Annotated in this window: 22 protein-coding genes; 10 read left to right on the top strand and 12 right to left on the bottom strand. The window is 76.3% G+C overall.

The features are described from left to right. Positions 1 to 6: 6 nt before the first annotated feature. Entirely contained in the window at positions 7 to 840 is an 834-nt protein-coding gene (locus ACH01S_RS09740; protein ID WP_067888150.1) for a helix-turn-helix domain-containing protein, read from the bottom strand. A 101-nt stretch (positions 841 to 941) separates the two neighbouring features. On the opposite strand from ACH01S_RS09740, the gene ACH01S_RS09735 reads away from it, so the two are divergent. The 3 genes from ACH01S_RS09735 to ACH01S_RS09725 are packed head-to-tail and all read left to right on the top strand — an operon-like array spanning position 942 to position 3,998. Next, on the top strand, positions 942 to 1,910 hold the full coding sequence (locus tag ACH01S_RS09735; RefSeq protein WP_067888147.1) for an SDR family NAD(P)-dependent oxidoreductase: 969 nt from the start codon (positions 942 to 944) through the stop codon (positions 1,908 to 1,910). A gap of 34 nt (positions 1,911 to 1,944) precedes the next feature. Further along, positions 1,945 to 2,445, top strand: a complete 501-nt coding sequence (locus ACH01S_RS09730) for an inorganic diphosphatase (RefSeq protein ID WP_067888144.1) — start codon at positions 1,945 to 1,947, stop codon at positions 2,443 to 2,445. Beyond that, positions 2,442 to 3,998 carry an FAD-dependent monooxygenase gene (locus tag ACH01S_RS09725; RefSeq protein ID WP_148344648.1) on the top strand — a complete coding sequence of 519 codons (1,557 nt, stop codon included), beginning with the start codon at positions 2,442 to 2,444 and terminating at the stop codon, positions 3,996 to 3,998. Before ACH01S_RS09730 ends, ACH01S_RS09725 begins: the two co-directional genes overlap by 4 nt. Here the strand turns inward: ACH01S_RS09725 and ACH01S_RS09720 are convergent. Next, positions 3,995 to 5,476, bottom strand: a complete 1,482-nt coding sequence (locus tag ACH01S_RS09720; RefSeq protein WP_067888140.1) for a phytoene desaturase family protein — start codon at positions 5,474 to 5,476, stop codon at positions 3,995 to 3,997. The two genes, ACH01S_RS09725 and ACH01S_RS09720, sit on opposite strands and share 4 nt — an antisense overlap. 101 nt (positions 5,477 to 5,577) lie before the next feature. On the opposite strand from ACH01S_RS09720, the gene ACH01S_RS09715 reads away from it, so the two are divergent. Next, complete coding sequence (locus tag ACH01S_RS09715; RefSeq protein WP_067888138.1) at positions 5,578 to 6,117, top strand: carboxymuconolactone decarboxylase family protein; 540 nt, start codon at positions 5,578 to 5,580, stop codon at positions 6,115 to 6,117. Between the two features lie 66 nt (positions 6,118 to 6,183). Then, complete coding sequence (locus ACH01S_RS09710) at positions 6,184 to 9,027, top strand: hypothetical protein (RefSeq protein ID WP_157406274.1); 2,844 nt, start codon at positions 6,184 to 6,186, stop codon at positions 9,025 to 9,027. On the opposite strand, the gene ACH01S_RS09705 is transcribed toward ACH01S_RS09710, so the two are convergent. The 6 genes from ACH01S_RS09705 to ACH01S_RS09680 all read right to left on the bottom strand — a co-directional run bounded on the left by ACH01S_RS09705 (position 9,024) and on the right by ACH01S_RS09680 (position 16,067). Further along, complete coding sequence (locus ACH01S_RS09705) at positions 9,024 to 10,607, bottom strand: ArnT family glycosyltransferase (protein ID WP_218010205.1); 1,584 nt, start codon at positions 10,605 to 10,607, stop codon at positions 9,024 to 9,026. The genes ACH01S_RS09710 and ACH01S_RS09705 overlap by 4 nt on opposite strands. A 28-nt stretch (positions 10,608 to 10,635) precedes the next feature. Continuing rightward, positions 10,636 to 12,312: a sulfatase-like hydrolase/transferase gene (locus ACH01S_RS09700; protein ID WP_218010204.1), complete on the bottom strand. Its 1,677-nt coding sequence runs from the start codon at positions 12,310 to 12,312 to the stop codon at positions 10,636 to 10,638. 125 nt (positions 12,313 to 12,437) lie between these two features. Beyond that, a complete protein-coding gene (locus tag ACH01S_RS09695; RefSeq protein ID WP_067888133.1) occupies positions 12,438 to 13,286 on the bottom strand; it encodes a heme ABC transporter ATP-binding protein in 849 nt (282 codons plus the stop codon). Then, positions 13,283 to 14,344: a FecCD family ABC transporter permease gene (locus tag ACH01S_RS09690; protein WP_067888130.1), complete on the bottom strand. Its 1,062-nt coding sequence runs from the start codon at positions 14,342 to 14,344 to the stop codon at positions 13,283 to 13,285. Before ACH01S_RS09690 ends, ACH01S_RS09695 begins: the two co-directional genes overlap by 4 nt. Next, positions 14,338 to 15,363, bottom strand: coding sequence for a heme/hemin ABC transporter substrate-binding protein (locus ACH01S_RS09685; protein ID WP_246237064.1), 1,026 nt, complete (start codon positions 15,361 to 15,363; stop codon positions 14,338 to 14,340). Before ACH01S_RS09685 ends, ACH01S_RS09690 begins: the two co-directional genes overlap by 7 nt. Beyond that, positions 15,360 to 16,067, bottom strand: coding sequence for a neocarzinostatin apoprotein domain-containing protein (locus ACH01S_RS09680; RefSeq protein ID WP_246237066.1), 708 nt, complete (start codon positions 16,065 to 16,067; stop codon positions 15,360 to 15,362). The genes ACH01S_RS09685 and ACH01S_RS09680 overlap by 4 nt, the downstream gene beginning before the upstream one ends. A gap of 101 nt (positions 16,068 to 16,168) precedes the next feature. Here ACH01S_RS09680 and ACH01S_RS09675 point away from each other — a divergent pair, with 101 nt between their 5' ends. From ACH01S_RS09675 to ACH01S_RS09655, 5 genes are all read left to right on the top strand, one after another. Continuing rightward, a complete protein-coding gene (locus ACH01S_RS09675; RefSeq protein WP_067888127.1) occupies positions 16,169 to 16,987 on the top strand; it encodes a neocarzinostatin apoprotein domain-containing protein in 819 nt (272 codons plus the stop codon). A 96-nt stretch (positions 16,988 to 17,083) separates the two neighbouring features. Continuing rightward, a complete protein-coding gene (locus tag ACH01S_RS09670) occupies positions 17,084 to 18,067 on the top strand; it encodes a WxL domain-containing protein (RefSeq protein ID WP_067888124.1) in 984 nt (327 codons plus the stop codon). Positions 18,068 to 18,163: 96 nt separating this feature from the next. Beyond that, on the top strand, positions 18,164 to 19,153 hold the full coding sequence (locus tag ACH01S_RS09665) for a WxL protein peptidoglycan domain-containing protein (RefSeq protein ID WP_067888121.1): 990 nt from the start codon (positions 18,164 to 18,166) through the stop codon (positions 19,151 to 19,153). Continuing rightward, positions 19,150 to 20,307, top strand: a complete 1,158-nt coding sequence (locus tag ACH01S_RS09660) for a hypothetical protein (RefSeq protein ID WP_067888118.1) — start codon at positions 19,150 to 19,152, stop codon at positions 20,305 to 20,307. Before ACH01S_RS09665 ends, ACH01S_RS09660 begins: the two co-directional genes overlap by 4 nt. Positions 20,308 to 20,344: 37 nt before the next feature. After that, positions 20,345 to 20,947 carry a dihydrofolate reductase family protein gene (locus ACH01S_RS09655; RefSeq protein WP_067888115.1) on the top strand — a complete coding sequence of 201 codons (603 nt, stop codon included), beginning with the start codon at positions 20,345 to 20,347 and terminating at the stop codon, positions 20,945 to 20,947. Here ACH01S_RS09655 and ACH01S_RS09650 read toward each other — a convergent pair. The 4 genes from ACH01S_RS09650 to ACH01S_RS09635 all read right to left on the bottom strand — a co-directional run bounded on the left by ACH01S_RS09650 (position 20,916) and on the right by ACH01S_RS09635 (position 25,421). Beyond that, a complete protein-coding gene (locus tag ACH01S_RS09650) occupies positions 20,916 to 21,767 on the bottom strand; it encodes a class II fructose-bisphosphate aldolase (protein ID WP_067888112.1) in 852 nt (283 codons plus the stop codon). The two genes, ACH01S_RS09655 and ACH01S_RS09650, sit on opposite strands and share 32 nt — an antisense overlap. After that, a complete protein-coding gene (locus tag ACH01S_RS09645; RefSeq protein WP_246237068.1) occupies positions 21,749 to 22,666 on the bottom strand; it encodes a 1-phosphofructokinase family hexose kinase in 918 nt (305 codons plus the stop codon). Before ACH01S_RS09645 ends, ACH01S_RS09650 begins: the two co-directional genes overlap by 19 nt. A gap of 8 nt (positions 22,667 to 22,674) precedes the next feature. Continuing rightward, entirely contained in the window at positions 22,675 to 23,592 is a 918-nt protein-coding gene (locus ACH01S_RS09640; protein WP_067888106.1) for an SIS domain-containing protein, read from the bottom strand. A 101-nt stretch (positions 23,593 to 23,693) separates the two neighbouring features. Then, the gene (locus tag ACH01S_RS09635; protein WP_148344649.1) at positions 23,694 to 25,421 is read right to left on the bottom strand and encodes a hypothetical protein; all 1,728 of its coding nucleotides are present in this window, start codon (positions 25,419 to 25,421) and stop codon (positions 23,694 to 23,696) included. Between the last annotated feature and the right edge of the window lie 20 nt (positions 25,422 to 25,441).

Raw genomic sequence — 25,441 nt, 5'->3', positions numbered from 1 at the left:
TTCCCGCTACGGCTCGCGCGCCAGGCGGGTGAGCCGCTCGTGGTCGCGGGTGCCGGGCGCGGCCTGGTAGACGGTGACGCGGCGGCCCGGCTCGGGGAGGCGCAGCACCTCGTATCCGAGGGTCAGCTCGCCGACGACCGGGTGGCGGAACGTCTTGCGGGCGCTCCGCCGGCGGCGGACGTCGTAGCGGCCCCACAGCTCGGCGAAGTCGGCGCTCCCGGTAGTCAGCTCGGCCACGAGGCCGGCGAGGCCGGGGGAGCGCGGGTCGTCGGCGAGGACGCCGCGCAGGTTCGCGACGCAGCCGAGGGCGGCGGCGTCCCAGTCGGCGAGCAGGGCCCGCGCCGCCGGGTGCAGGAACACGTACCGGACGGTGTTGCGCCGCTCCTCGGGCCAGTCGTCCAGCCCGGCGTAGAGGGCGACGGCCTCGGGGTTCGCGGCGAGGACGTCGCCGATCGGGCCGAGCAGGTACGCCGGGCACGGGCGCAGGTTCTCCAGCAGCAGCCGCGTCCCGGACGCGACCGTCCGGTCGGCGCTGTGGGGCGCCTGCGGCGTGCGCCGCGCGGCGTGGTTGGCCAGCGCGTACAGGTGCGCGTGCTCGTCGCCGCCGAGCCGCAGGGCGGTGGCGAGCGCGTCCAGCACCGAGGCGCTCGGGTTCAGCTCCTTGCCCTGTTCGAGCCGGATGTAGTAGTCGATGCTGACCCCGGACAGCGCGGCCAGCTCCTCGCGGCGCAGGCCCGGGGTACGGCGCAGGCCGGTGCCCGCGGGGAGGCCCGCGTCGGACGGCCGGACGCGGGCGCGCCGGGCCCGCAGGAAGTCGCCCAGCGCGTTCGACGAGACCATCGGGCGATTATCCCAGCGGGGCCGGCGGCGTGGGTGACCGTGTCACTGCCAGGAACGCGGCGGTCTCACGCGGGTCCGGCGGGCGGTGCAGCCTGGGCCCCATGGGACACCCTGGAGAGAGAACGTTCGACCGGACCTCCACCGCCGCGCAGGTGGTGGCGGGGCACGACCTGGCGGGCAGGGAGGCGATCGTCACGGGCGGCGCGTCCGGGATCGGCCTGGCGACGGCGCGGGCGCTGGCGGGGGCGGGCGCGCGGGTCGTCATCGCCGGGCGGGACCCGGCGAGCGGCGAGGAGGCGGCGGCGCGGCTCCGCAAGGAGACCGGCAACGACCTGGTCGTCTTCCGGCGGCTCGACCTCGGCTCGCTGGCGTCCGTCCGCGCCTGGACGCGGGCGCACGTCGCCACCGGCAGGCCGCTGGACATCCTGGTCGACAACGCCGGGGTGATGGCGCCGCCGCTGATCCGCACCGAGGACGGCTTCGAGTCGCAGTTCGGGATCAACCACCTCGGGCACTTCGCGTTCACCACCGGGCTGCTCCCGGCGCTGCGCGCGGCGGGCAAGGCCCGGGTGGTGGTGCTGTCGTCGCGGGCGCACCGGCGCGGCGACGTCGACCTCGACGACCCGAACTACGAGCGCTCGCCGTACGACCCGTGGGAGGCCTACGGCCGGTCGAAGACCGCGAACGCGCTGTTCGCCGTCGCGCTGGACGCCCGGGAGTTCGGCGCGGGCATCACCGCCAACGCGGTCATGCCGGGCGCGATCATGACCGGGCTGCAGCGCCACATCTCACCCGCCGACCTGCGCGCGATGGGCTGGGCCGGGGAGGACGGCTCCCCCGCCGCCCCGGCCGGGTGGAAGACCCCGGAACAGGGCGCGGCGACGTCGGTGTGGGCGGCGGTCGCGCCGGAGCTGGACGGGGTCGGCGGCCAGTACCTCGAAGACTGCGCCGTCGCCACCGCCTGGACGCGTTGCGACGACCCGCCCGCCGGGCACTACCTCCCGTACGCCCGCGACCCCGCGCGCGCCGAGCGGCTCTGGACCCTCTCGGAGGCACTCGTATCTCCATAGCCTCTTGGGTAGATCCTTGACCGGGGAGGCATTCATGGAGATCGAGATGATCGTCGAGATCCCCCGGGGATCGCGCAACAAATACGAGATGGACCACCGGCTCGGCCGCATCCGGCTCGACCGGATGCTGTTCACCTCCACGCAGTACCCCGCCGACTACGGCTACGTCCCCGGCACGCTCGCCGAGGACGGCGACCCGCTGGACGCGCTGGTGCTGCTGGAGGAGCCGACGTTCCCGGGCTGCGAGGTGACGGTCCGCAGCGTCGGGGTGTTCTGGATGCACGACGAGGGCGGCCCGGACGCCAAGGTCCTCACCGTGCCCGCGCGGGACGTCCGCTACGGCGACATCCGCGACCTGCGGGACGTCCACGAGCACGTGCTCGACGAGATCGCCCACTTCTTCGACATCTACAAGAGCCTGGAGCCCGGCAAGGACACCGACGTGCGCGGCTGGCAGGACCGGCGGGTCGCGGACCGGACCATCGAGGAGGCCGTCGAACGCGCCCGGACGGAGGGCGACCCATCGCAGCCGTGACCTCCCCCCTCGACGTCCCGGTCGTGGTCGTCGGCGCGGGCCCGGTCGGCCTGGTCACCGCGCTGCTGCTGGCCCGGCACGGGGTGCCGAGCACGGTGCTGGAGGCGGCGGAGCGGCGCGACCCGTCCGGGTCCAAGGCGATCTGCTTCCAGCGGGACGTGCTCGACGTGCTGGACCGGGTCGGCTGCGCCGAACCGATGATCGCCCGCGGCGTCACGTGGACGACCGGCCGCACCTACCACCGGGGCGAAGAGCTGTTCGCGGTCACCTTTCCCGACCCGGGGCGCAGCGCGGTCCCGCCGTGGATCAACGTCTCGCAGGCCGAGGTGGAGGGGTGGCTGCGCGCCCTCGCCGACGCGGAGCCGCTGGTCGACGTCCGGTACGGGCGGACGGTCGGCGGCCTCCGCCAGGACGGGCGCGGCGTCGAGGTGGCGGCGTCCGGCGGCGCCGCCGTCCGGGGCAGCCACGTCGTCGGCGCGGACGGCGGGCACAGCGTGATCCGGCGGCTGCTCGGCATCGGGTTCCCCGGCCGCTCGTTCGACGACCGGTTCCTGATCTGCGACATCCGCGCCGACCTGCCGTTCCCGAGCGAGCGGCGGTTCTACTTCGACCCGGCGTGGAATCCGGGGCGGCAGGTGCTCGTCCACCAGTGCCCGGACGGGACGTGGCGCATCGACTGGCAGGTCCCGGCCGACCACGACTTCGCGGCCGAGCGCGCGTCCGGGGCGCTGGACGCGCGGATCAGGAGGATCGCGGGCGACGTCCCGTACGAGATCGTGTGGGCGAGCGTGTACCGGTTCTCCGAGCGGTGCGCGGACGCGTTCGGGTCCGGGCGGGCGTTCCTCGCCGGGGACGCCGCCCACCTGTACGCGCCGTTCGGCGCGCGCGGGCTCAACTCCGGCGTCCAGGACGCGGAGAACCTCGCCTGGAAGCTCGCCTACGTGCGGCGCGGCTGGGCGCCGGCGGAGCTGCTCGCGTCCTACGACGCCGAGCGGCGCGCGGCGGCGGAGGAGAACCTGCGGGTGACGACGGCGACGATGGAGTTCCTCGTCCCGCAGACGCCCGCGCAGCGGGACCGCCGGCTCGCCGCGCTCGAACTCGCGCGGACGCATCCCGACCCCCGCACGATCATCGACTCGGGACGGCTCGCCGAGCCCTACTGGTACCTCGACTCGCCGCTGACCACGCCGTCCGGCCCGGTGGAGGGGTTCCCGCGCGAGGCGGGCGCGGTCCGCCCGCCGGTGCCGGGGGTGATCTGCCCGGACGGCCCGTGCGTCGTGTCCGGCGCGCCGACCCGGCTGCGCCGCCTGTTCGGGACGCGCTTCGTCGTCCTGACGGCGCGGCGGCACGCGGACCGGCCGGTGACCGGCGTCCCGCACGAGGTCCACGCGCTGGACGACATCGACGCCGAGGGCGTGCTGCGGACCGCGCTGCGCGCCGGGGACGACACCGTCCACGTCGTCCGCCCGGACGGGCACCTCGCCGCCGTGCTGCCGTCCTTCGACCCGGACGCGCTGGCCGCCGCCTTGCGCCGCGCCTGCGGCCGCACCTAACCGAGGATCGCGCGGGCCGCGTTGTGGCCGGGGATGCCGCTGACCCCGCCGCCGCGCCGCGCCCCCGCCCCGCACAGCAGCAGCCTCGGATGCTCGGTCTCGACGCCCCACCGCCCCCGCTCGGCGGGGTCCTCGGCGAACGGCCACGACAGGTCGCGGTGGAAGATGTGCCCGCCGGGCAGGCCGAGCTCGCTCTCCAGGTCGACGGGCGTCTTGGCCTCCAGGCACAGACTGCCGTCGGGGGCGCGCAGCAGGCAGTCCTCGACCGGCTCGGCGAGGACGGACCCGAACGACGCGAGCGTCGCGCGCAGCGCCTCCGCCCGCGCGCCCTCGGGGTCGGCGCGGAACAGCCGCGCGGGCATGTGCAGGCCGAACAGCGTCAGCGTGTGCGCCCCGGCCGCCCGCAGCTCCGGACCGAGGACGGACGGGTCCGTCAGCGAGTGGCAGTACACCTCGGCGGGCGGCGTCGCGGGGATCCGCCCGGCGGCGGCCTCCCGGTAGGCGGCGTCGAGTTGCGAGCGGGACTCGTTGACGTGGAACGTCCCGGCGAACGCCTCCTCCGGCCGGACGGACGGGTCGCGCAGCCGCGGCAGCCGCGCCAGCACCATGTTGACCTTGAGCTGCGACCCCTCCGCCCGCGTCTCGCCCGGCAGGTTGAGCAGGACGTGCCGCGCCGAGACGGCGTGCTCGGCGCCGCCGCCGTCCCGGAACGTGACCTCGCCGGACGGGTCGGCGTGCAGGACCTCCATGCCCGTCCGGAGCTCGGCCCCGGCGGCGCGGGCGGCGTCGGCGAGCGCGCCGGTGACCGCGCCCATCCCGCCGACCGGCACGTTCCAGTCGCCGGTCCCGTCGCCGACGACGTGGTACAGGAAGCAGCGGTTCGCGAGCAGCGACGGGTCGGACGGGTCGGACGGGTCGGCGAAGGTGCCGATCAGCGCGTCGGTGAGCACCGCGCCCCGGACGGCGTCGCCGGTGAACCGCTCGTCCACGACGTCGCCGACGGGGCGTTCGAACAGGTCGCGCCACGCCCCGGCGTCGGCCACGATCCGGCGCAGCCCGGCGCGGTCGCGCAGCGGTTCCAGCAGCGTGGGCGCGACGCGGCGGGCGACGTGCCCGGTCATGGTGTAGAAGCGGCGCCAGGCGGTCGCGTCGGGGCCGAGCGACGCGTCCGTCCGCGCCGGGTCGGCGTCGTCGACGAGCAGGCCGCCGCCGCCGACCGGCGTGTAAGAGGCGTACCGGCGCCGCCGCAGCTCGATCCGCAGCCCGAGGTCCCGGACGATCCGCGACGGCAGCAGGCTCACCAGGTACGAGTAGCGGGAGAGGCGCGCGTCCACGCCGGGGAACACGCGGGCCGAGACGGCGAGCCCGCCGCAGTGGCCGAGGCGCTCCAGCACCAGGACCCGACGCCCGGCCCGGGCGAGGTAGGCGGCGGCGACGAGCCCGTTGTGCCCGCCGCCCGCGATCACGACGTCGTACATCGCCCCAGCGAACCACAGGATGACCGTTCCGAAGTGGCGCGGGCGGCGGCGGCCGTCGCAGGATCGAGGTGACCTCGGCGACCTTCCCTGGAGGCGGATTCGTGGCACACATCGACCTGGACGACACGCTCCCCGGCCTGCGGGCCCTGCTCAAGTTCCGGCCGGAGACGGCGGGCCCGCTCGGCGCGCTGGCCGAGACCCTGCTGCGCGGCCCCGGCCCGCTGGAGCGCGGCGAGCGCGAGCTGATCGCGGCCTACGTGTCCGAGCTGAACGGCTGCCGGTTCTGCTCGTCGTCGCACTCGGCGTGCGCGGCCGCCCAGCTTCCGGGCGGGATGGCGCTGGTGCGGCACGTCCACGCGGATCCGGAGGGCGCGCCCATCTCGGAGAAGCTGCGGGCGCTGCTCGCGGTCGCCGCCGCCGTCCAGCGCGGCGGACGGGAGGTCGGCGCCGAGCACGTCGCCGCGGCCCGGCACGCCGGGGCCTCGGATGTGGAGATCCATGACACCGTGCTGATCGCCGCCGCGTTCTGCATGTTCAACCGCTACGTGGACGGCCTCGCGACGACCGCGCCGTCCGACCCGGCCGCCTACGCGCAGATCGCCGAGCGGCTCGTGTCCGAGGGGTACGCGAACCTGCGCTGACCGCGGCCGCGCGGCCGCGCGGAAACCCGGTGGCCGGGGCCGTTCCGCCCGGGGATCATGGGACGCGTGAAGATCAGGCTCGCCGGCGGCGTGGTGGCGTCGGGCCGTGCCGCGTGGGCGGCGCGCCCGGCAGGTCCGGCGCGCCTGCCGGACGGCGCCGACGCGCGGCCCGGCGAACCCGTCGCGCTCGGCCCGGACGGCGCGGACGACGCCGACGTCCGGCACGCCGTCGCCGAGCTGTCCAGGCTCGTCGCGGACGGCGGGGCGGTGGCGGCGGGCGCGGGCGTCGACCTCGGCGCGGGCTTCCGGTCCGCGCGGCTCGCCGGGGCGCGCGGCGACCAGCGCGACGCCGTCCTCGCCGCCCTCCGCGCCGTCGGCCCGGCCGGGGCGGCGCGGCTCGGCGAGCGGAGCGCGTTCCTCGTGGCGCTGTTCGGGCCCGCCGTCACGAAGCCGGTCGGCGCCGCCGCCGGGCGCGCCGCCGCCGAGGGACGGTGGGCGGCGCTGCACCTCGCCGCGGCGGCGAGCGACGTCCTCGGCCCCGAGCAGCTCGAACGCGTCCTCGCGCTGGACGCGGGGGAGGCGGGGGACGCCGCCGTCATCCCGGGCGGGCCGCCGTCCGCGCTCGCCCGGCACCTGCGGCAGGTGCTGGAGCCGGTGCCCCGGCGCCGCCGCCTCGACCTGATCACCGACCTGTGGGGCCGGGTCCTGGACCACCACGCGGCGGCCGCGCGGCGGCAGCGGCGGCTCGCGACGCAGAGCAGGCGCGGCCGCGTCGACGCGCTGCGCCTGCGCCGCCGCCACGACGAGGACGCCGAAGTCCTGTGGCGGGTGCGCATGTCCCTCCGGGGGAGGGAGCCGTCCCTCGGGGACGCCGCCCGCTGGGTGCCGGACGAGGCGTACGTCCGCGTCCGGCTCGACCGCCTGCTGCAGGACGCGCTCGGCGCCACGGCCCTGCTCCGGACCGCCGTGGCCGTCGCCGACCACGGGCCGCACGACGGCCTCGCCCGCTCCGCCGACCTGCTCGCCGCCGCCTCCGCCCTGGTGGACGAGCAGGCCGCCGGGCTCGCGCGGCGCCGCGTGCCGGGCCTGACGGGGCTGCCGTCGCGTCCCGCCCCCTACCTGCGCGACCTCCACCGCAGGGTCTCCGGCGGGGGCGCCCGCGACGCCAAGCTCGCCGCGTACGTCCAGCCCCGGCTGGCCTCCGCCCGCGACCTCGCCCTGCTGATCGTGGCGGACGCGGCCGAGGCGATCGGCCTCGCCGTCTCCGTCCGCACCGGGGCGCCGCGCCGGTGGGCGGCGGCCGACCTGCGGAGCTGGCGCGGCGTCGCCGGGTACGGGCGCCCCCCGGCCGGCTGGGCGGGCATCCCGAAGTGGACGAACATCCTCCAGCCGGACACCGCGCCCCTCTACGAACGGCTCGCCGCGGACCCGGACCCCGCCGCCGCGGAGACGGTCGGGGACCTGCTCTGGTACGCCGACCTGGTCGACGCGCTCGCCCGGGTCCACGGGCACGAGCGGGCGGCGCCCACGCCCGGCACCGGCGAGCCCTGGTTCGAGCACGACCCGGAGCCGCCTCCGGCCGACCCGCTCGCGCCCCGGCTCGACTCGGTCACGCTCGCCGCGTCCGGGGCGGCGCAGCTCGTCGCGCTCGGCGGCGTCCCGCCCCGGCACGCGCGGACGTGGCCGGACCTCACCGCCGCCCTGCTGTCCGGCACCGCGATCGCCGAGGCGCTGACCGGCGAGTTCGCCGTCCCGGCGCCGCTGCTGGAGCGGGACGGGGCCGCCGTCCCCGGCGCCGGGGTCCGGGTCAGGATCGCCCGCACCGCCCGCGACCTGTCCGAATGGGCGGACTTCATGGGCAACTGCATCGCCTCGCCCGGCTACGTCGAGGACGCCCGGAAGGGGCGCAGCGGGCTCGCCGGGCTGTACGACGCGCGCGGCGCGCTGGTCGCGAACGCCGAGCTGTGGCCGCTGCGCCCGGGGGCGCGGGGCTGGCGGGTCAGCGAGATCGCGGCGCGGTTCAACGACGAGCCGGACGCGGAGCTGGAGCGCCGCTTCCGCGCCTGGGTCGCCTCGATCCCCGGCGCGGTCCCGGACGCCCCGGCCGGGATCGTGGACGAGCCGCCGCCGGTCCGGCCGGCGCGGCGGCGCGGCGCGCCCCGGCTGGTCGAGGAGGTCGGCCCGGCGCTCGAGCCGCTCGCGCGGGACGCGTTGCCGGGCCCCGGCGTCCTCGCCGTGTTCGCCGCCGTCGCCGCGACCCCGCCGGACGCGGCGCTCGTCCGGCTGCGGCGGCTCGGCGCCGCGCAGCTCGCGGGCGCCGTCCGGCGGGCGCTGGACACGGGCGCGGCCGACCTCGGCGCGCTGTGGACGGCGACCGGCCGCCGCCCGCTCGCGGCGGCGCTCGACGCCCTCGACCCGGCGCTGCGCGAGCGCTTCGACCGGCTCCCGCTCCTGCTGGACGAGCCGCCGCTGCCGAAGACGCTGCGCCGCCTCGTCAAGCTGCCCGGCGTCGCCGACGCCTACGCGCTCGACCTCGCCGGGCGCCGGATCCGGCGCGCGGTCGGGCGGCTCGCCGGCCAGGACGACCCGGTCCTCGCCCGCGCCGTCGCCCGGCACGCCGCCGAGCCGCTGCTCTGCGCGCTCACCGTGGCGGTGACCTGCGCGGCCCCGGACGCGGAGCTGTGCGCGGTGGCCGCGCCGGGGGCCGCGACCGTCCCCGGATACCCGGTCACGACGCTCGCCGACGAGGACGGCCCGTGGCGGCGCGCCCTGCCCGCCGCCCGCGAACTCGGCGCGGACACGGGGCGCCTCTCGGACGAGGTCGCCGCGCACGGGCTGCGCGTCCCGGCGTCGTGGCTCGGGGCGGGCGGCTGGCCCGCGCTCTGGGCCCGCGCCCACAGCCGCCGCTAGGGGCGGCGGAAGAGGGTGATGGAGTGGCCGACGTCCCCGACCCGCTCGCTGGTCGCGGTCAGCGCGACGATCCGGGGGTCGTCCTTGGCGAGCCGGCTGTCCGACACGGCCAGCAGCCCGTGCACCTGAGCGGGCGGCGTAGTAAGCGGGTCGGAGGCGCGGATCCCGTACCAGGACGGGACGCCGCTGCCCTTGTAGGCGAGCCACACCCGCTCGCCGGAATGGTCGTCGCGGAGCCGGTCGGCGAGCCGTTTCAGATCCTGCCCCCAGTCGACATTGGAGTCGTGCAGGCGCAGATGTGTCCTGGACGGCCCGCCGAACGCCTCATTCGAATACGGCAGGTAATACGGATACGTCCGCAGTGAACTGACGGCGACGAACAGCAGCAGCGCCCCCGTGGCGACCGGGACCCATCGGCGGCGGAGCAAGGCCGTGCCGCCCGCCGCGACGGCGAGGAACATCGGAACGAACACCACGTACCGGACGCCGAGATCCCGCGCCCCCGTCATCGCCACCGCGACCAGCACCGCCGCCGGGAGAAGGACGTAGGGCGCCGCCGGACGGAGACGCGGAACGGCCCACAACGCGGCGATGCCCGCCGCCCAGAGCGCGAGCATTCCGAGCGGAGTCTTCACCAAGAGCGCCGCCGGGAGGTAATACCAGCGCGATCCTTGGTAGGCGTGGCCGAAGAGGAAACTCGTCCAGCGCATGTCCTCGAAGCCGAACTGGATGCGCATTCCGTCCCGGAACGGCGCGGGGAACGGCAGCCGGTCGGTGGCGAGGCCGCGCCATCCGCCGATGTCGGGCACGTCGGGGGGCGTCGTCCAGCGCAGTCTCGGATCGACGGCCAGGTAAGTCGCCCACACCACCGCCACCGCGATGCCCGCGACCGCGGCCCCGGCGGCGACGCGGCGCCGCACGCTCGATGGCCAGACCGAGAACACCGCCAGCCCCATCAGCACGGGAATCGCCGGGAGGGCGCTCATCTTGGTCGCCACCGCCGCGCCGAGCGCCACCCCGGCCAGCGGGACGTAGAGCCCCGGACGCCGGTCCCGCGCCCGCCACAGCGACCACACCGCCGTTAGCAGGAATCCGGCCATGGGCACGTCGAGCGTCGCCAATGACCCGTGCGCGATGACGTCGGGGGAGAAGGCGAAAAGGACGAGCGCGACGAGCCCGCCGCGCGTCCCGCAGAGGTCGCGGGCGAAAAAGAAGACGACCAGCCCGAAACACAAGGTCAGGACGATGACCGGCAGCCGTGCCGCCAGCATGACCCGCTGCGCGTCGTTCCCCGACTCGAACAGCAGGTGCCGTCCGACGTCCTGCTCCGACCCCGTGAACGAAGGATCGAGATTCACTCCGCCCGCCACGGCCCCGGCGCCGATGAGCAGTTTCCCCAGCGGCGGATGCTCCGCGTTGTATTCGAGATCGTGCTCTTTGAGATAGACGACGCCCGTCGCCACGTACACCGGTTCGTCAATGGTCGGTGACTGCGCCACGGCCGTGGAGACCATCGCGGCCGCCATTCCGGCCAGCAGCGCCGCCACGGCGAGGACGGCGGCCCATCGCCGCGAGGTCACCTCACCGCCCTCCCTCGTCCGGGTCCGGTCAGCCGCCGAACGCGGTGAGGAACCGGTCGCGGAAGGCGCTCATCGGCCAGACGGGGCCGTTGCGCGCGGGCCGTAGACCGTCCTGCCAGCCCCACCCCGACACCTTGTCCAGCACCGCCTTGTCCTTCGCGACGATCGTGATCGGCACGTCCCTGCTCGCGCCGGCCCCCGTGATGAGCGGCGCGGGCTGGTGGTCGCCGAGGAAGACGAGCACGGTGTCGTCGTCCCCGTAGGTCTGCACGTAGGAGACGAGCGTGTTCAGCGTGTACTCGATCGACTTGCGGTACTCCTCGCGCATCCGCCCGCCGGACGGCCACGGCGCGTCGTACCCCTTGCCCATGTCCTTGAACACGGCGCCGTCGCCGACCGCGTCCCACGGGACGAGCCGCGGGATGGACGCCCACGGCGCGTGGCTCGACACGAGCGCCGTCTCCGCCATCACGGGCCCGCGGTCCTTCCGGGCGAGCTCGGTCCGCTGGAAGAACGACAGCGTGTACTGGTCGGGCATGGTGGCGAAGCTGAACCGCGACCCCTTGTACCCGAGGTTGCGGTAGTCGTAGACCTTGTCGTAGCCGAAGAACGAGCCCTCCGGCCAGGCGCGGGTGATGGCGGGCATGAGCGCGACCGTCCGCGCGGACGCGCGGCGGAACGCCTTGTTGAGCGTCAGCCGGTCGCTGTCGACGAGCGTCCGGTACCGCTGCTGGTTGTCGACCCACAGCCCGGACAGCAGGGTGGCGTGCGCGAGCCAGCTCCCGCCGCCCGCCGTCGGCGACGTGAGCCAGCCGCTGCGCGCGGAGAACCCGGCGGCGCGCAGCCGCCGCGTGCCGTCGTCCAGGACGGGGTCGACGCCCGGCGCGTACTGCGGGCTCTCCACGGCGGAGCGGCCGTAGCTCTCCACGAACGCCAGCAGGACGTTCTTGCCGCGAAGCCCGGTCAGCAGCCTGTCGTTCGGGGTGTCGCGGAACGCGTCGACCGCCGACGCCTTCGCGAACTCCTTCTTGTCGTCGAGGCTCGTCCGCACCGCGCGGGCGTGGTCGTAGGCGAGGACGGCGGCGCTGCCCGACGCGACCGGCACGCCGTCCACCAACCGGACGCCGAACGCCGCGCACACCGCCCACGTGACGCCGAGCACCGCCGCCGCGCCCGCCGCCTTCCGGTCGTGCCGGACGGCCACGCGGCCGAGCCGCACCGCCGACAGCGCCATGAGCACCACGACCCCGACCGTCAGCAGCACCACGGCGGCCACCGCGCCGACCGCCCCGGCGGGCCCCGCCGACCCGCTGACGAACTCCACGGCCGGACGCAGCAGCGGCCAGTCGAGCACCAGGTCGAACGGCCGGACGAGCACCGCGTCGAACCCGATGTCCATCACCTTGAGGACGGTCAGCACCCCGAGGACGGCCCCCGCCGTCCCCGCGGCGACCCGCCGCCACCGCGCCGGCGCGACGAGGACGACGGCGACGCCCACGACGCCCTCGATCGGGACGCGCACGAACGCCAGCGGTGTCAGCCGGGCGTACTCGGCCGGCATGACGAGGGCGGCCAGCACGAACAGGAAGGCGGACACGGTGACGGCCCGCGCCGCCACCCGCCGCCATCGCGGCCGCTCCGGCGGCGCCTCGTCGGCCGCGGCCCCGGTCTCCGTCTCGACCTCGGTCTCCTTCTCCCGCTCCACGCGGCTCTCGGTGGTCAGCGCGTCCTCCCAGGCTCGGTCCCTCGGCCGCTGTCGCGACAACCAACAGCACGGGCCTTGCGGGGGTCCCGGTTCAACGCTTCCACCATTCCGCCGGGGCGGCGGCGTCAGCCCGGCGCGGGACGGCGCGGCAGGATCAGCGGGCGGCCCGTCCGCGGATGCGGGACGACCTCGATGTCGTGCCGGTACACCGCGCTGAGCAGCTCCGCCGTGAGGACCTCGGCGGGCGGGCCGCAGGCGGCCAGCCGCCCGTCCGCGAGCACCGCGACGCGGTCGGCGTGCGCGGCGGCGAGGCCGAGGTCGTGCACGACCGCGACGACGGCCGCCCCGGAGGCGGCCCGCTCCCGGACGACCTCGAACACCATCTCCTGGTGGTGCAGGTCGAGGGCGGCGGTCGGCTCGTCCAGCAGGAGGGCGCCGGTCCGCTGCGCGAGGACGCGCGCCAGCGCGACCCTCGCCTGCTCCCCGCCGGACAGCCGGGGGTAGGGACGCTCCGCGAACCCGGCGACGTCGGTCTGGCTCATCGCCTCGGCGATCGCGGCCTCGTCGTCGTCCTCCAGCGGCGTCCCGGCCCAGGGGGCGCGCCCCATCGCGACGACCTGCGCGACGGTGAACGGGAACGACACCGCCTGCCGCTGGAGCAGGATCGCGCGCCGCATCGCGAGCTCGGCGTGGCTCCAGGACGCGAGCGGCGCGCCGTCGACCGCGACGTCCCCGGCGGACGCGACGTCCCCGCCGACCGCCGCGAGCAGCGTCGACTTGCCCGCGCCGTTCGGGCCGACGAGCGCCAGCACCTCCCCGGTCCGGACGGTGAGGTCGACGCCGTCGAGGACCGTCCGGGCGCCCCGCTCGACGCGCAGCCCGCGCACCTCGATCGCCGCCGTCCCCGTCGGGACGGGGCGCGGCGCCCGCGCGCGGCGGCCCAGCACGCCGGTCACGCCCCGTGCGCCGATCATGCCCAGCCGCCCGAGCCGTGCCGCGCGCGGCGCAGCAGCCAGAAGAAGAACGGCCCGCCGAGCAGCGCGGTCAGCACGCCGAGCGGCAGCTCCTGGTAGGCGATCGCCGTCCGCGCGACGAGGTCGGCCGCGACCAGTACGATCGCGCCGCCGAGCGCGCTCGCCGGGACGAGCGTCCGGTGCGCGGGCCCCGCGACCAGCCGCACCAGGTGCGGGACGACCAGCCCGACGAACGAGATGACCCCGGCGAACGCCACCGCCGCCGACGTCAGCAGCGCGATCACCACGATCGCGGTGAACCGCAGCCGCTCGACGTGCACGCCGAGGTGCCGGGCGGTGCGCTCGCCGAGCGAGAGCAGGTCGAGCCGCCGGGCGCAGCCGAGCGCGACCGCGATCCCGGCGGCGGCGAGCGGCGCGACGGTCGCGACCGAGCTCCAGCGCGCGCCCGCGAGGCTGCCGAGGTTCCAGGACGTGATCGCCCGCAGCGCGTCGTTGCCCGCCGCGAACATCAGCAGCCCGAGCAGCGCGCTCGCGACCGCGTTCACCGCGATGCCGGTGAGCAGCAGCGTCACCACCTCGGTCCGGCCGGCGGACCGCGACACCGCGTACACCAGCAGCGTCGTGACGAGCCCGGTCGCGAACGCGGCGGCGACGATCGTCCAGTCGCCGAGCACGGTCAGCCCGAACACGATGACGGTCGCGGCGCCGACCGCCGCGCCCCACGACACGCCGATGACGGCGGGCTCGGCCAGCGGGTTGCCGAACACGCCCTGCATGACGGCGCCCGAGCAGCCGAGCGCCGCGCCGGTGACGACGGCCAGCGCGACGCGCGGGAACCGGACGATCCACAGCGCGCTGTCGCCCTGCGGGGCGGCCGGGCGCGGCCCGACGTCCAGCCCGATCCGGTGCAGGACCGACCCGACGACCTGGTCCGGCGGCACGTTCACCTGCCCGAGCCCCGCCGCGACGACGCACAGCGCCAGCAGCACCACGCCGAGCACCGCCAGCAGGACGGCCCCGCGCACCCGCCGCGCGGGCGCCTCCCTCTTCCTCAGCATGTCCGGTGCACCGCGGCGGCGAGCGCCGTGACCGTCTCGCCGGTGCGCGGGCCGAAGGAGAGCAGGGAGCCGTCGGCGACGTCCACGACCCGGCGGTTGCGCCCGGCCGGGGTCTGCGCGACGCCGGGCAGCTTGAGCAGGCCGGACACGCCGCCGACCGAGTTCAGCCCGGCGGTCAGCACGAGCAGCACGTCCGGCGCCGCGTTGATCAGCCCCTCGCTGGTCAGCGGCCGGAAGCCGGACAGGCCGAGCTTCGTGCCCGCGTCGACCGCCCCGGCCGCCTGGATCATGGCGTCCGACCCGGCGCCCTTCCCGCCGATCAGGTACACGCCCGCGCTGCCCCGCAGGTAGAGGAACGCGACCGTGAGCTTCGAGCCGGACGTCCGCGCGCCGCCCTTGAGCCGCGCGTCGACCCTCGCGGCGAGGTCGCGGCCCGCGTCCGGGACGCCGAGCGCCGCCGCCACCGCGCGGATGTGCGGGCCGATCGCGGGCAGCGTCTGCCGGTCGTCGACCAGCACCACCGGCACGCCGGACTCCCGGAGCTGGTCGAGCACCTCCGGCGGCCCGATGCTCCGGTCGGCGATCACGACGGACGGGTTCAGCTTCAGCACGCCCTCGGCGGACAGGTCGTGGCCCTGCCCGGTGACGAGCGGCAGCGCGCGGGCGGCGGGGAACGTGGTGGAGACGTCGCGCCCGACGAGCCGGTCGCCGAGGCCGAGCGCGTACACGATCTCCGCGAGCGAGCCGTACAGGTTGACGGCGAGGACGCGCCGCGCGTCGCGGACCGTCACGTCCCTGCCGTCCGCGGACCGGACGGTCACCGGCAGCCGCGGCGCCGGCGGCTTCCCGACCGGAACCGGGTCGCCCTGGGGCGCGGCGACCGTCCCCGGGCCGCAGCGCGCGCCCGGGTCGTCGCCGCCCGCGGAGACGTCGGCCGTCCCGATGCCGCACGCGCCGAGCAGCAGCGCGCCGCCCAGCGCGAGCGCCATGCCCCGGAGCCCGGCCGCGCCCCGCTTCACGCGGCGGCCCCGGCGGACCCGCCTCGGCGGCGGCGCGCGGCGAGCAGCGCGCCGCCGCCTCCGGCCACCGCCGCCGCGCCCGCACCGGCCGCCGCCCACGCCCACACCGGGAACCCGCCGTCGCCGCCGTCGAAGGACACCGGCACCCGGACGTCCTGCGACCGGTCCGCGCTCCGCGTGTGGTCGGACCGGGAGACGACGGCGCACCGCGCCTTCGCGCAGTCGACCGAGCCGGACAGCGCGGCCCCGATCCGGATCGTCACTTCGAACGTTCCACCCGTCCCGTACGGGACGGCCAGCCCCTTCCCGTACGGCGGCGGGTTGGACGACACCCACTGCGACGCCCCGGCCTTCCCGGAGGTGTCCGCGCCGCCGCCGCAGGGCGTGGGCGCCCTGCCCGGCCCGTTGTCCTTGCACAGCGCGATGTAGACGCCCTTGCGCGCGTCAAACCCCGAGCCCTTGACGCGGACGGTCGCGCCCTCGGCGGGCAGGCCGTCCGCCCGCGAGACGGTCAGCGTCTGCCCGGACGGCCCGCGCGCCGTCCCCGCGTCCGCGTGCGCGGGGGAGGCGGCGAACGCGAGGCAGGCGGCGGCCGAACCGGCGAGCGCCGCGATGGAGCGCGCCCCGATCGGGCGCGCGGGCGGCGCGGAGGGACGGCGTGCGGGCGGCGCGGAGGGACGGGGTGCGGGCGTCGGGCTGTGCATCGGGGGTCAGTCCTTCGAAGGCGATCCGTGGCCCACCTGGGCCTTTACCGAGATTCGCGCTTACATTAGCTTAGGCTTGCCTAACTTTTAAGAGGTGAGCCTTGCCTAACTTCACAGCGTCCCGGCGGGGCGCCGTCGTCGCCGCGACGGCCGCCGGACTGCTCGTCCTCGCGCCCGCGCCCGCGTTCGCGGCGGCGGTGCGGGTGTCCCCGGCGTCCGGCCTCGACCCGGCCGGGCAGACGGTCACCGTCCGCGGCTCCGGGTTCGACCCGGCGCGCAACAACCGCTTCGGCGTCTACGTCGTCTTCGGCCCGCGCGGCTCGGACTGGGCGACCAACTCCAACGCCTACCTCTCCGCGACCTGGGTGCATCCCGGCGGGTCGGGCGGCGGGCAGGCGCCGATGAGCGCGTCCGGCGGCTTCTCGGTGAGCCTCACGGTGAAGGCGAAGTACACCGACGGCGACGGCAGGAAGGTCGACTGCCTCAAGACGCCCTGCTACGTCATCACGATGGCGGCGCACGGCGTCCCTGACCGGAGCCAGGACACCTTCACGCCCATCACCTTCAAGGACTCCGGCTCCGGCTCTGGTTCCGGGTCTGGGAACGGTCCGAACGCGGGGCCCGGATCGACCGGAGGCGGCGCGCCGTCGGGCGGCGGAGCGCGGAGCGGTGCGCCCGCCACGGGCGGAGCGTCGGCGACGCCCGGCGCCACCGCCACCCCGGACGGGACGCCGCTCGCGGAGGCCTCGCCCGCGGGCGCGTTCGAGCGGACGGTCTCCGGCGGGAGCGCCGCGTCCCCGTGGCCGTTCTGGGCGACGACGGCGGCCGCCGCCGGGGCGGCGCTGATCGTCCGCTCCGCGCTCCGCCGCAGGTCGGGACGCATCCCCGCGCGCCGCCGAGACATCGATCACACCCCTTGATCCCGGCCCGGACTCCGGTACAGTCCTCGCATTAGGTAAGGCTTACCTAAGTTCTTGCCTTCGTGTCCCCCATCTCCCCTCCGCGAGAGGAAGCGCATGAGACAGGCGACCAGACGCATCACCCGGAGCGGCGCCGTGCTCGCCGCCGCCGGGCTGATCACGATCGGGCTCGGCGCGGCGCCCGCGCTCGCCGCGGGCCCGGCCACCACCGCGACCCCGACGTCCGGGGCCGACCCCGCAGGGCAGGACTTCACCGTCCACGGCACCGGCTTCGACCCGGCCGCCAACGGCGGCGTCGGCGTGTACGTCGTGTTCGGGCCGAAGGCTCCCGACTACGCGACCAACGCGGGCGCGTTCCAGGTGTCCAAGTGGGTGCACCGCAACGGCAACCCGTCGTCCGGGCAGGGCAGGCTCAACGCCGACGGCAGCTTCGACATCACGCTCAGCGGCGTGAAGGCCAAGTACACCGACGGCGGCGGCAAGGACGTCGACTGCCTGAAGACGCAGTGCTACATCATCACGATGGCCGCGCACGGCGCCGCCGACCGGAGCCAGGACACCTTCACCCCCGTCACGTTCACGGGAGGCGAGAACCCGACCGACCCCGGCACGGGCCCCGGCACCGATCCGGCTGGAACGGGCCAACAGACGCTCAACGCGACGGTGACCAACGGCGCGCTCACCCTCGCGCTCGACGGCGACACCGCGCAACTCGGCGCGGTCGCGCCGGGGCAGCACGCGACGGGCGCGCTGCGCACCGCCACGGTCACCGACGCGCGCGGCACCCAGGCGGGCTGGAGCCTGGTCGGCGAGGTGACCGACTTCAGCCACGCCCAGGGCGGGACGATCCCGAAGGCGAACCTGGCCTGGACGCCGACCGCGCGGACGGTCGACGACGGCTCGAAGGGCAGCGTCACGCCGGGCCCGGCGGGCGCGTTCGGCGCGGCCCGGACGCTGGCGTCGTCCGCCGCCGGCGGCAGCGGCGGCGTGTTCCAGGCGGGCGCGGGGCTGGACCTGAGCGTCCCGGCGGGCACGTCGCCGGGCGACTACACCGCGACCCTCACCCTGACCCTCTCCTAGCGACCCTCTCCTAGCGAAACCCCCAGCGAAGGCGGGGTGGGAATGGTCGAAGCATCCCCACCCCGCCCCGGACAGAGAGTACGCGGAGCCCGATCCATGAACCCATCCCGTGCCGGGGCCCTCCTGACGGCCGCCGCCCTGGCCGTCCCCGCCCTCCCGGCGCCCGCGGCGCGGGCCGCCGCGTCCGCGCCCGCGTCCGCGCCCGCGCCGGGCGGTGGTTTCGCCTGGTCGGTCAAGCCGTCCGGCGCCGCCGGGCAGTCCCGGCGGGACTTCTTCGTCTACACGCTGTCCCCGGGGCAGCGGGTGCGCGACAAGGTGACGATCACCAACCTGAGCGGGCGTCCGCTGACCTTCCGCGTGTACGCCACCGACGCGTTCAACACGGCGGACGGCTCGTTCGCCCTCCTCACCGCCGACCGGCGCGCCGCCGACGTCGGCGCCTGGATCTCCGTCGCGGGCGCCCCGGCGCGGACCGTCGAGCCCGGCGGGTCCGTGGCCGTGCCGTTCACGCTGACGGTGCCGGACGGCGCGACGCCCGGCGACCATTCCGGCGGCGTGATCGCCGCCGTCACCGAGCAGGCCACCGGCGCGCGGGGGCGGCGGGTCAACGTGGACCGCCGCGTCGCCGCCCGCGTCTACGCGCGGGTGAACGGGGCGCTGTCGCCGTCGCTGCGGGTGGAGTCGCTGAAGGTCGCGGCCGCGAACCCGGCGTTCGGGAGCGGCGGCGCCGACGTCACCTACCGGCTGCGGAACGTCGGCAACGTCCGGCTCACGGCCTCCGCGCGGGTCGGCGTGACCGGGCCGTTCGGCGTCGGGCTCGGCGACGCCGCGACCCGGCGGGTGCCGGAGCTGCTGCCGGGCAACGCCTACACCTTCACCGACCGCGTCCGGGGCGTGCTCCCCGCCGGGCCGCTGACCGCCACGCTGAAGCTCACCCCGCACGACTCGCTGGACGCGACGGCGGGCACGGCGCGTCCCATCGTCCGCACGGCGGGGTGGTGGGCCACGCCGTGGGCGGCCGTCGCCGCCGTCGCGGCCGCCGTCGCCGCCCTGGTCCTGCTGCGCCGCCGCCGGACGCGGCCATGAGCGCGCTGCTCGCCTCCGCCCTCGCCGGTCTCGCGCTCGCGGCGCCCGGACCGTCCGTCGAGGTGGACCGCACCGACGTCGCGGTGGGGCAGACCGTGACCGTCGACCTCGCCGCCTGGCCGTCCGGGAACGTCCTGATCGAGGTGTGCGGGAACGGCGCGGCGCGCGGCTCGGCCGACTGCGCCGTCGCGGCGGCGGCCACCACGTTCGTCAACGCGCAGGGGCGCGGCACCGCGATGGTCACCGTCGTCCAGCCGCCGATCGGCTGCCCGTGCGTCGTGTCGGCGCGTCCGGTCGCGGGCGGACGGGCCAGGACCGTCCCGCTGACGATCAAGGGCGTGCCGACGCTCACCGCCGCGCAGCGTCGCACCGCCGCCGCCGGTCCGTCCCGCGACCTGACCGTGTCCGGGGTGCGGGTGGACGGCGGGGGACCGTCCGCCGCCTGGTTCGGCGGCCCGGCCGAGCGGACCGTGACGTTCACCGTGCGCAACACCGGGAAGGCGCCGGTCACCGACCCGCCGCTCACCCTCGCCGCCGGGCGCGGCGCCGACCCGACCGGCGTCCTGGACGCCCCCGCCATCGGCACCCTCGCCCCCGGCCAGGAGCGCACGCTCAGCGTCAAGGTCAAGCTCCAGGGCCCGGCGTTCGGACGGTACGCGGTGGTCGGCGAGCTGACCGGGATCGACAGCCCGGTCCGGTTCACGGCGCGGACGTCGGCCTACCCGTGGGCGCTGCCCGCGCTGCTCGCGCTCGCCATCCCGGCGACCGTCCTGCGGGAGGCGTGGGGAAGGGGGAAGCACCGGCAGGGGCTGCCGCCCACGACCAGGACGGCCGCCACCATGAACCAGGTGGTCGCCGTCAACGTCGGGCAGTGGCGGCGCGTCCGCGGCCTGCCGAGGACGGCCCTCGCCGCCGCCCTCACCGAGCTGACCGGCGCCGTCTGGACGGCCGAGCACGTCGAGCACGCCGAGACGGCGGCGCCGCCGCGCCGGTTCGACGCCGACGAGCTGCTCGCGCTCAGCCGCGCGCTCGACGTCCCGCTCCCGGCGTTGCTCCTGCCGCCCGCCGGGTACGAGATCGGGCGGCCGGAAACACGCGATGATTCCTCCGGCACGGATGTCGAGGACGCGGGAACGGCTCCGACCATCTGCTGAGCGGCGCCGGACGGGCGCCCGGACGGAAGGATCCGAGATGGGCAAGGTGACCTGCGACATCACCGTCTCCGCCGACGGCTGCGCGGCCGGCCCGGACCAGCGCCTCGACGAGCCGCTCGGCGACGGCGGCGAGCGCCTGCACCGGTGGATGTTCGAGGAGCCCGACGCCAACGCCGCCGCCATCGAGGCGATCACGGCGGCGGGCGCGTTCGTCATGGGGCGCAACATGTTCACCTCCGGGCGCGGCGACTGGGACCTCGACTGGACGGGCTGGTGGGGCGACGACCCGCCCTACCACGCGCCCGTGTTCGTCCTGACCCACCACCCGAGGGAGAAGGTCGAGATGAAGGGCGGCACGACCTTCCACTTCGTCACCGACGGGATCGAGGCGGCGCTCGCCCGGGCCAGGGAGGCGGCGGGCGACCTGGACGTGGCGATCGCGGGCGGCGCGCACACCGTCGACCAGTACCTCGCCGCCGGGCTGATCGACGAGCTGCGGCTGCACATCGCGCCGATCGTCCTCGGCGAGGGCGAGCGGCTGTTCACCGGCGTCGGCGACATCGACCTCACGCCGGTGAGCGTCGCGCACACGCCGCTCGTCACGCACGTCACCTACGCGGTGGGCCCGCCGCGCGGATGACCGCCAGCAGCCGCGCGACCTCGGCGGCGACGGCGTCCCGTCCCGCGGCGGCGTAGCGGCGCGGGTCGACGAGCCCCGGGTCGGCGGCCAGCCGGTCCCGGATCGCGGCGGTGTAGACCTTGTTGAGCTGGGTGGCGATGTTGATCTTGGTCATGCCGTGCGCGACGGCGGCGCCCAGCGCGTCGTCGGGCACGCCGGACGACCCGTGCAGCACCAGCGGGACGGGCACCGCCGCCCGCAGCCGCGCGATCAGCGGCAGGTCGAGGACGCCGTCGCGGGTCAGCATCGCGTGCGACGTCCCGACCGCGACGGCCAGCGCGTCCACGCCGGTCGCCGCGACGTAGGCGGCGGCCTCGGCCGGGTCGGTGCGGGCGTGCGGGGCGTGCACGCCGTCCTTGCCGCCGATCTCGCCGAGCTCCGCCTCGACCCAGACGCCGTCCGCGTGGCAGCGCGCGGCCACCTCGGCGGTCGCCGCGACGTTCGCGTCGTGGCCGAGCCGCGACGCGTCGAACATCACCGACCCGAAGCCGAGCGCGACCGCCTCGCGCACCAGGTCCGGCGACGTCGCGTGGTCCAGGTGGACGACGACCGGCACAGCGGCGGCCCGGCCCGCTTCGAGGACGGCCCGCCCGAGCGGGGCGAGCGCGCCGTGGTAGGCGACGCAGTTCTCGCTCACCTGCAGCACGACCGGCGCCCCGGCGTGCTCGGCGCCCGCGACGATCGCCTCCGCCTGCTCGAGCTGGATCGCGTTGAACGCGCCCAGCCCGCGCCGCGCTCCGGCGAGCCCCCCGACGACCTCACTCATGGACGCGAGCGGCATGGCCCTCCTTCGGCGCGACCTTCCCCGGACCGGACGGTGACCCGCGCGAGCAGCGCGGGAAGCGTGGCCGCGTCGACCTCGCCCGCGACGGGGGAGCGGACCGCGCCCGCGGCCAGCGCGACCGCCCGGCGCAGCCGCTCCGGCCACGGCAGCCCGTCCGCCAGCCCGGCCGCGAGCCCGGCGGCGAGCGCGTCGCCCGCCCCGGTCGGGTTGCCCGGCTCGGGGCGGTCCAGCGCGGCGCGCAGCACGCCGTCCGGGGTGGCGGCGAGCACGCCGTCCGCGCCGAGCGAGGCGACGACCGCGCCCGCGCCGCGCAGCGCGCGGATCCCGGCGGCCGGGTCGGCGGCGCCGGTCGCGCGGGCCAGTTCGGCGGCGTTCGGCTTCACGATCTCGGGACGTCCCGCCAGCCCGAGCCGGAGCGCCTCCCCGTCGGCGTCCAGGATCACCGGGGCGTCCGCGAGCCGGGCGAGGCGCGCGTAGGCGTCCGGCGGCACGCCCGGCGGCAGGCTCCCGGACAGGACGACGACCTCCGCGTCCCGCGCCAGCCGCCCGTAGTCGCGGGCGAACGCGTCCCACTCGGCGGCGGTGACCGCGGGGCCCGGCTCGTTGAACACCGTCACCTCGGCGGCGACGACGGTGACCGTCCGGCGCGACTCCCCGGCCGTCCGGGTGAACGCGGCCGGGACGCCGAGGGACGCGAGCCCCGCCTCGATCCCCGCGCCGGTCGTGCCGCCCGCGAGCCCGGCGGCCGCCACCTCGTGCCCGAGCCCGTGCAGGATCCGCGCGACGTTGACGCCCTTGCCGCCCGGCCTGCGGTGCACGGCCGCGACCCGGTTCACCTCGCCGGTCCGGGCGTCCGGGACCTCGTAGGTGTCGTCCAGCGCCGCGTTCAGGGTCACCGTGAGGATCATGCGCCGGGGGCCCCGCCGTCCAGGATCACCGAGCGGGTGAGGTGGCGGGGGCGGTCCGGGTCCAGGCCGCGGGCGGCCGCCAGCGCGACCGCCGCCCGCTGCGCCCGGACCAGCTCGGCCAGCGGGTCGGCGGCGACCGCGCGCAGCAGCCCGCCGGTCGCCGCGACCTGGGCGGCGAGGCCGTCCGGGAGGTCGCCGAGCATCCACACCGCGCGGCCCGGGCCGGTGACGCTGATCGGCCCGTGCCGGTACTCCATGGCCGGGTACGCCTCCGTCCAGTACCCGGCCGCCTCGCGCATCTTCAGCGCCGCCTCGCTCGCGAGGCCGACCGTCCAGCCGCGCCCGAGGAAGGTGAACTGCCCGGCGGCGAGCAGGTCCGCGGGGAGCGGGTCGGCGACGGCGGCCTCCGCGTCCGCGATCGCGGCCGTCACGTCCTCGCCGAGGTGGGCGCGCAGCAGGACGAGCTGGGTCGTCGCGAACCGGGTCTGCACGACGGACTCCTCGTCCGCGAACTCCAGCGCGACCACGTGGTCGGCGCGCTCGGCGGCGGGGGAGTCCGGCACGGCGGTGACCACGGTCGTGCGGGCCGTCCCGGCGAACCGGGCGAGGACGTCGACGACCTCCGTCGTCGTCCCGGACCTGGAGAGCGCGACCACCCGGTCGTAGCGGCGGCCGGCCGGCGTCTCCGAGGCGGCGAACGCGTCGGTCTCGCCGTGCCCGGCCGACTCGCGCAGCGCCGCGTACGCCTGCGCCATGAACAGCGAGGTGCCGCACCCGACGACCGCCACCCGCTCGCCGCGCGCCGGGAGCGGGCCGCCGCCCGCCGGGCCGGCGAGCCCGGCCGCCAGCCCGGCCGCCCGCCGCCAGCACTCCGGCTGCGTCGCGATTTCGCTGGTGGTCCGGTCGGCGGGCATGGAACCTCCTGGCGAAGAGCACGATGACAGCTTTTGCAGAGTCTATGCTCACTTCTGCTCGTAAGAGTAGAGAAAGAAGCAGAAAACGCCATGCACCCCGCTCAGGCGGGCCGCTCCCGGACGACGCGGACGAACCGGACGTCCAGGTCGGAGCCCTCGCCGGTGGCGATCCGGAAGTCGGTCCGGCCGCTCAGGCCGTTGGCGAACACCGGCCGGGGGAGCGTCACGGTCGCGGTCTTCCACTGGCCGTCGCCCGTCCGGCGCACCTCGGGCGACCGTCCGCCCTGGTAGGCGATCCACCAGGCGCCCTTGCCCGCGTCCCGGTAGGTGACCTTGACCTGCGCGGGGCCGCGCAGTCCGCGCGCGAACCGGTCGTCGACGTCGAAGTACAGGGACGTCTGCCCGTGCGCGCGGTCGGTGCTGAGCCCCTCGTACGCGGTCCCGTTCTCCGGCCCGAGGACGCCGGTGTGGACGTCCGCCGTGGAGCGCCGGGCCCGCCCGTCCGGCCCGGTGTCCCGCTGGACGAGCCACCGTTCGAGGTTCCGCACCCACGGCCGGGTCGGCCATTCGCGCGCGCCCGTGAACGGGCCCCGCTTCTTCTTCCAGTAGGTGTCCTCGGCGTCGCGGAGCGCCGCCCACGCGTCGGGCGAGTCGGCCGCCGTCTTCCCCACGCTCAGCCGGACCCATCTCCACAGCTCCGGATACTGCTTCATATAGGACGGCCCCGGAACCGCGTAAACCCAGTTCATCCGCAACTGCAACGCCTTCAGGCTCGACTGCCGGACCGCGTAATAGGGTTCGGACGTCTTGAAGTCGCAGTCGTTGTAGCACTCGTTCTCGGTGGCGGCGACATGCCTCCCGTCATGGACGGGAAGGGACTCGTCCACCGCCATGTGCCCGTCCGGCAGGATCCGGCTGCCGTAGGACGGGGCCTCGCTCAAATGGAAATTGAAGACCTCGGTGATGCCCGTCCGGATGCCCATTCCCGCGTCCACCGCCTGCTTGGTGAGCAGATCGGTCTTCGACCCCCACGGGCCCCACGGATAGTCCTCGCCGGTGAACACGAGCTTGTAGGCGTACGGCCCGAAAACGCCCACCAGGTCACGCCACGCATGCCGGTACCACGCCTGGTACTCCTCGAACGTCAGCCCCTTCTCGGCCGCGTCATTGATCATGTCGTAGTCGTATTCGGCCCACGTGAACGCGCCCGGCACATAGACGAACCGCAACCGCGGGTCCGCCCGCAGGCCCTGCTCGACGAACACCTTCCGGTAGAGCTCCAGGAGCCGTCCCCATACGCACTCGTTCCAGAGCGGCAGGTGGTACTGCCCGTCGTAGTCGGGGCCGATCCGCTCCGCCCCGCACTCGTCCGCGACCCAGTCGGGCGCCCATTTCGTGCCGCTCGCGAAAATCCGCATCCAGAACGGCCGCCGGTCGGCCAGCTGCCTGGCGTACGGCTGGAAGGTCATGTCCTCCGCCGCGCCGGGCGTGGCGGTGGCGACCTCGCCGGGGCCGTCCGGCTGGAGCTGCCGCCAGCTCACGTCCAGCGAACGGGTGTCGACCCCGAACTCGGGCGCCGCCGTCTCGGAGAAGAGCCCCGAGTTGGGCGAGGGGCGCACCCAGCCGGGCAGCGTGAAGTCGTCGCCGCGCCGCACCCGCACGCCGCCGTCCGCCGAATCCCCGGAGTCCCCCGAGTCCGACGGGCACCCGCCCGCTAACGCCGCCAGCGCCACCGCGACCGCTCCGGCCGCCACCGCGCGCTTCACCGTGCGCCTCACCGCGGGCCGCCGCGCCGCCGTCCTCCGTCCGCCCTCATTGGTACGTCCCACAGAGACCAGAGCTCCTTCCG

Origin of the sequence: Actinomadura chibensis NBRC 106107, from assembly GCF_001552135.1 — a bacterium.
GTDB lineage: Bacteria > Actinomycetota > Actinomycetes > Streptosporangiales > Streptosporangiaceae > Spirillospora > Spirillospora chibensis.
Note: the sequence above shows the minus strand (reverse complement) of the source record. Positions and strands in the feature narration are given on the sequence as shown.

Excerpts from the sequence above, each read along its gene's own strand:
- ACH01S_RS09740 (WP_067888150.1), bottom strand. The coding sequence starts at position 840 with ATGGTCTCGTCGAACGCGCTGGGCGACTTCCTGCGGGCCCGGCGCGCC.
- ACH01S_RS09735 (WP_067888147.1), top strand. The coding sequence starts at position 942 with ATGGGACACCCTGGAGAGAGAACGTTCGACCGGACCTCCACCGCCGCG.
- ACH01S_RS09730 (WP_067888144.1), top strand. The coding sequence starts at position 1,945 with ATGGAGATCGAGATGATCGTCGAGATCCCCCGGGGATCGCGCAACAAA.
- ACH01S_RS09720 (WP_067888140.1), bottom strand. The coding sequence starts at position 5,476 with ATGTACGACGTCGTGATCGCGGGCGGCGGGCACAACGGGCTCGTCGCC.
- ACH01S_RS09695 (WP_067888133.1), bottom strand. The coding sequence starts at position 13,286 with ATGATCGGCGCACGGGGCGTGACCGGCGTGCTGGGCCGCCGCGCGCGG.
- ACH01S_RS09690 (WP_067888130.1), bottom strand. The coding sequence starts at position 14,344 with ATGCTGAGGAAGAGGGAGGCGCCCGCGCGGCGGGTGCGCGGGGCCGTC.
- ACH01S_RS09680 (WP_246237066.1), bottom strand. The coding sequence starts at position 16,067 with ATGCACAGCCCGACGCCCGCACCCCGTCCCTCCGCGCCGCCCGCACGC.
- ACH01S_RS09670 (WP_067888124.1), top strand. The coding sequence starts at position 17,084 with ATGAGACAGGCGACCAGACGCATCACCCGGAGCGGCGCCGTGCTCGCC.
- ACH01S_RS09665 (WP_067888121.1), top strand. The coding sequence starts at position 18,164 with ATGAACCCATCCCGTGCCGGGGCCCTCCTGACGGCCGCCGCCCTGGCC.
- ACH01S_RS09660 (WP_067888118.1), top strand. The coding sequence starts at position 19,150 with ATGAGCGCGCTGCTCGCCTCCGCCCTCGCCGGTCTCGCGCTCGCGGCG.
- ACH01S_RS09655 (WP_067888115.1), top strand. The coding sequence starts at position 20,345 with ATGGGCAAGGTGACCTGCGACATCACCGTCTCCGCCGACGGCTGCGCG.
- ACH01S_RS09650 (WP_067888112.1), bottom strand. The coding sequence starts at position 21,767 with ATGCCGCTCGCGTCCATGAGTGAGGTCGTCGGGGGGCTCGCCGGAGCG.
- ACH01S_RS09640 (WP_067888106.1), bottom strand. The coding sequence starts at position 23,592 with ATGCCCGCCGACCGGACCACCAGCGAAATCGCGACGCAGCCGGAGTGC.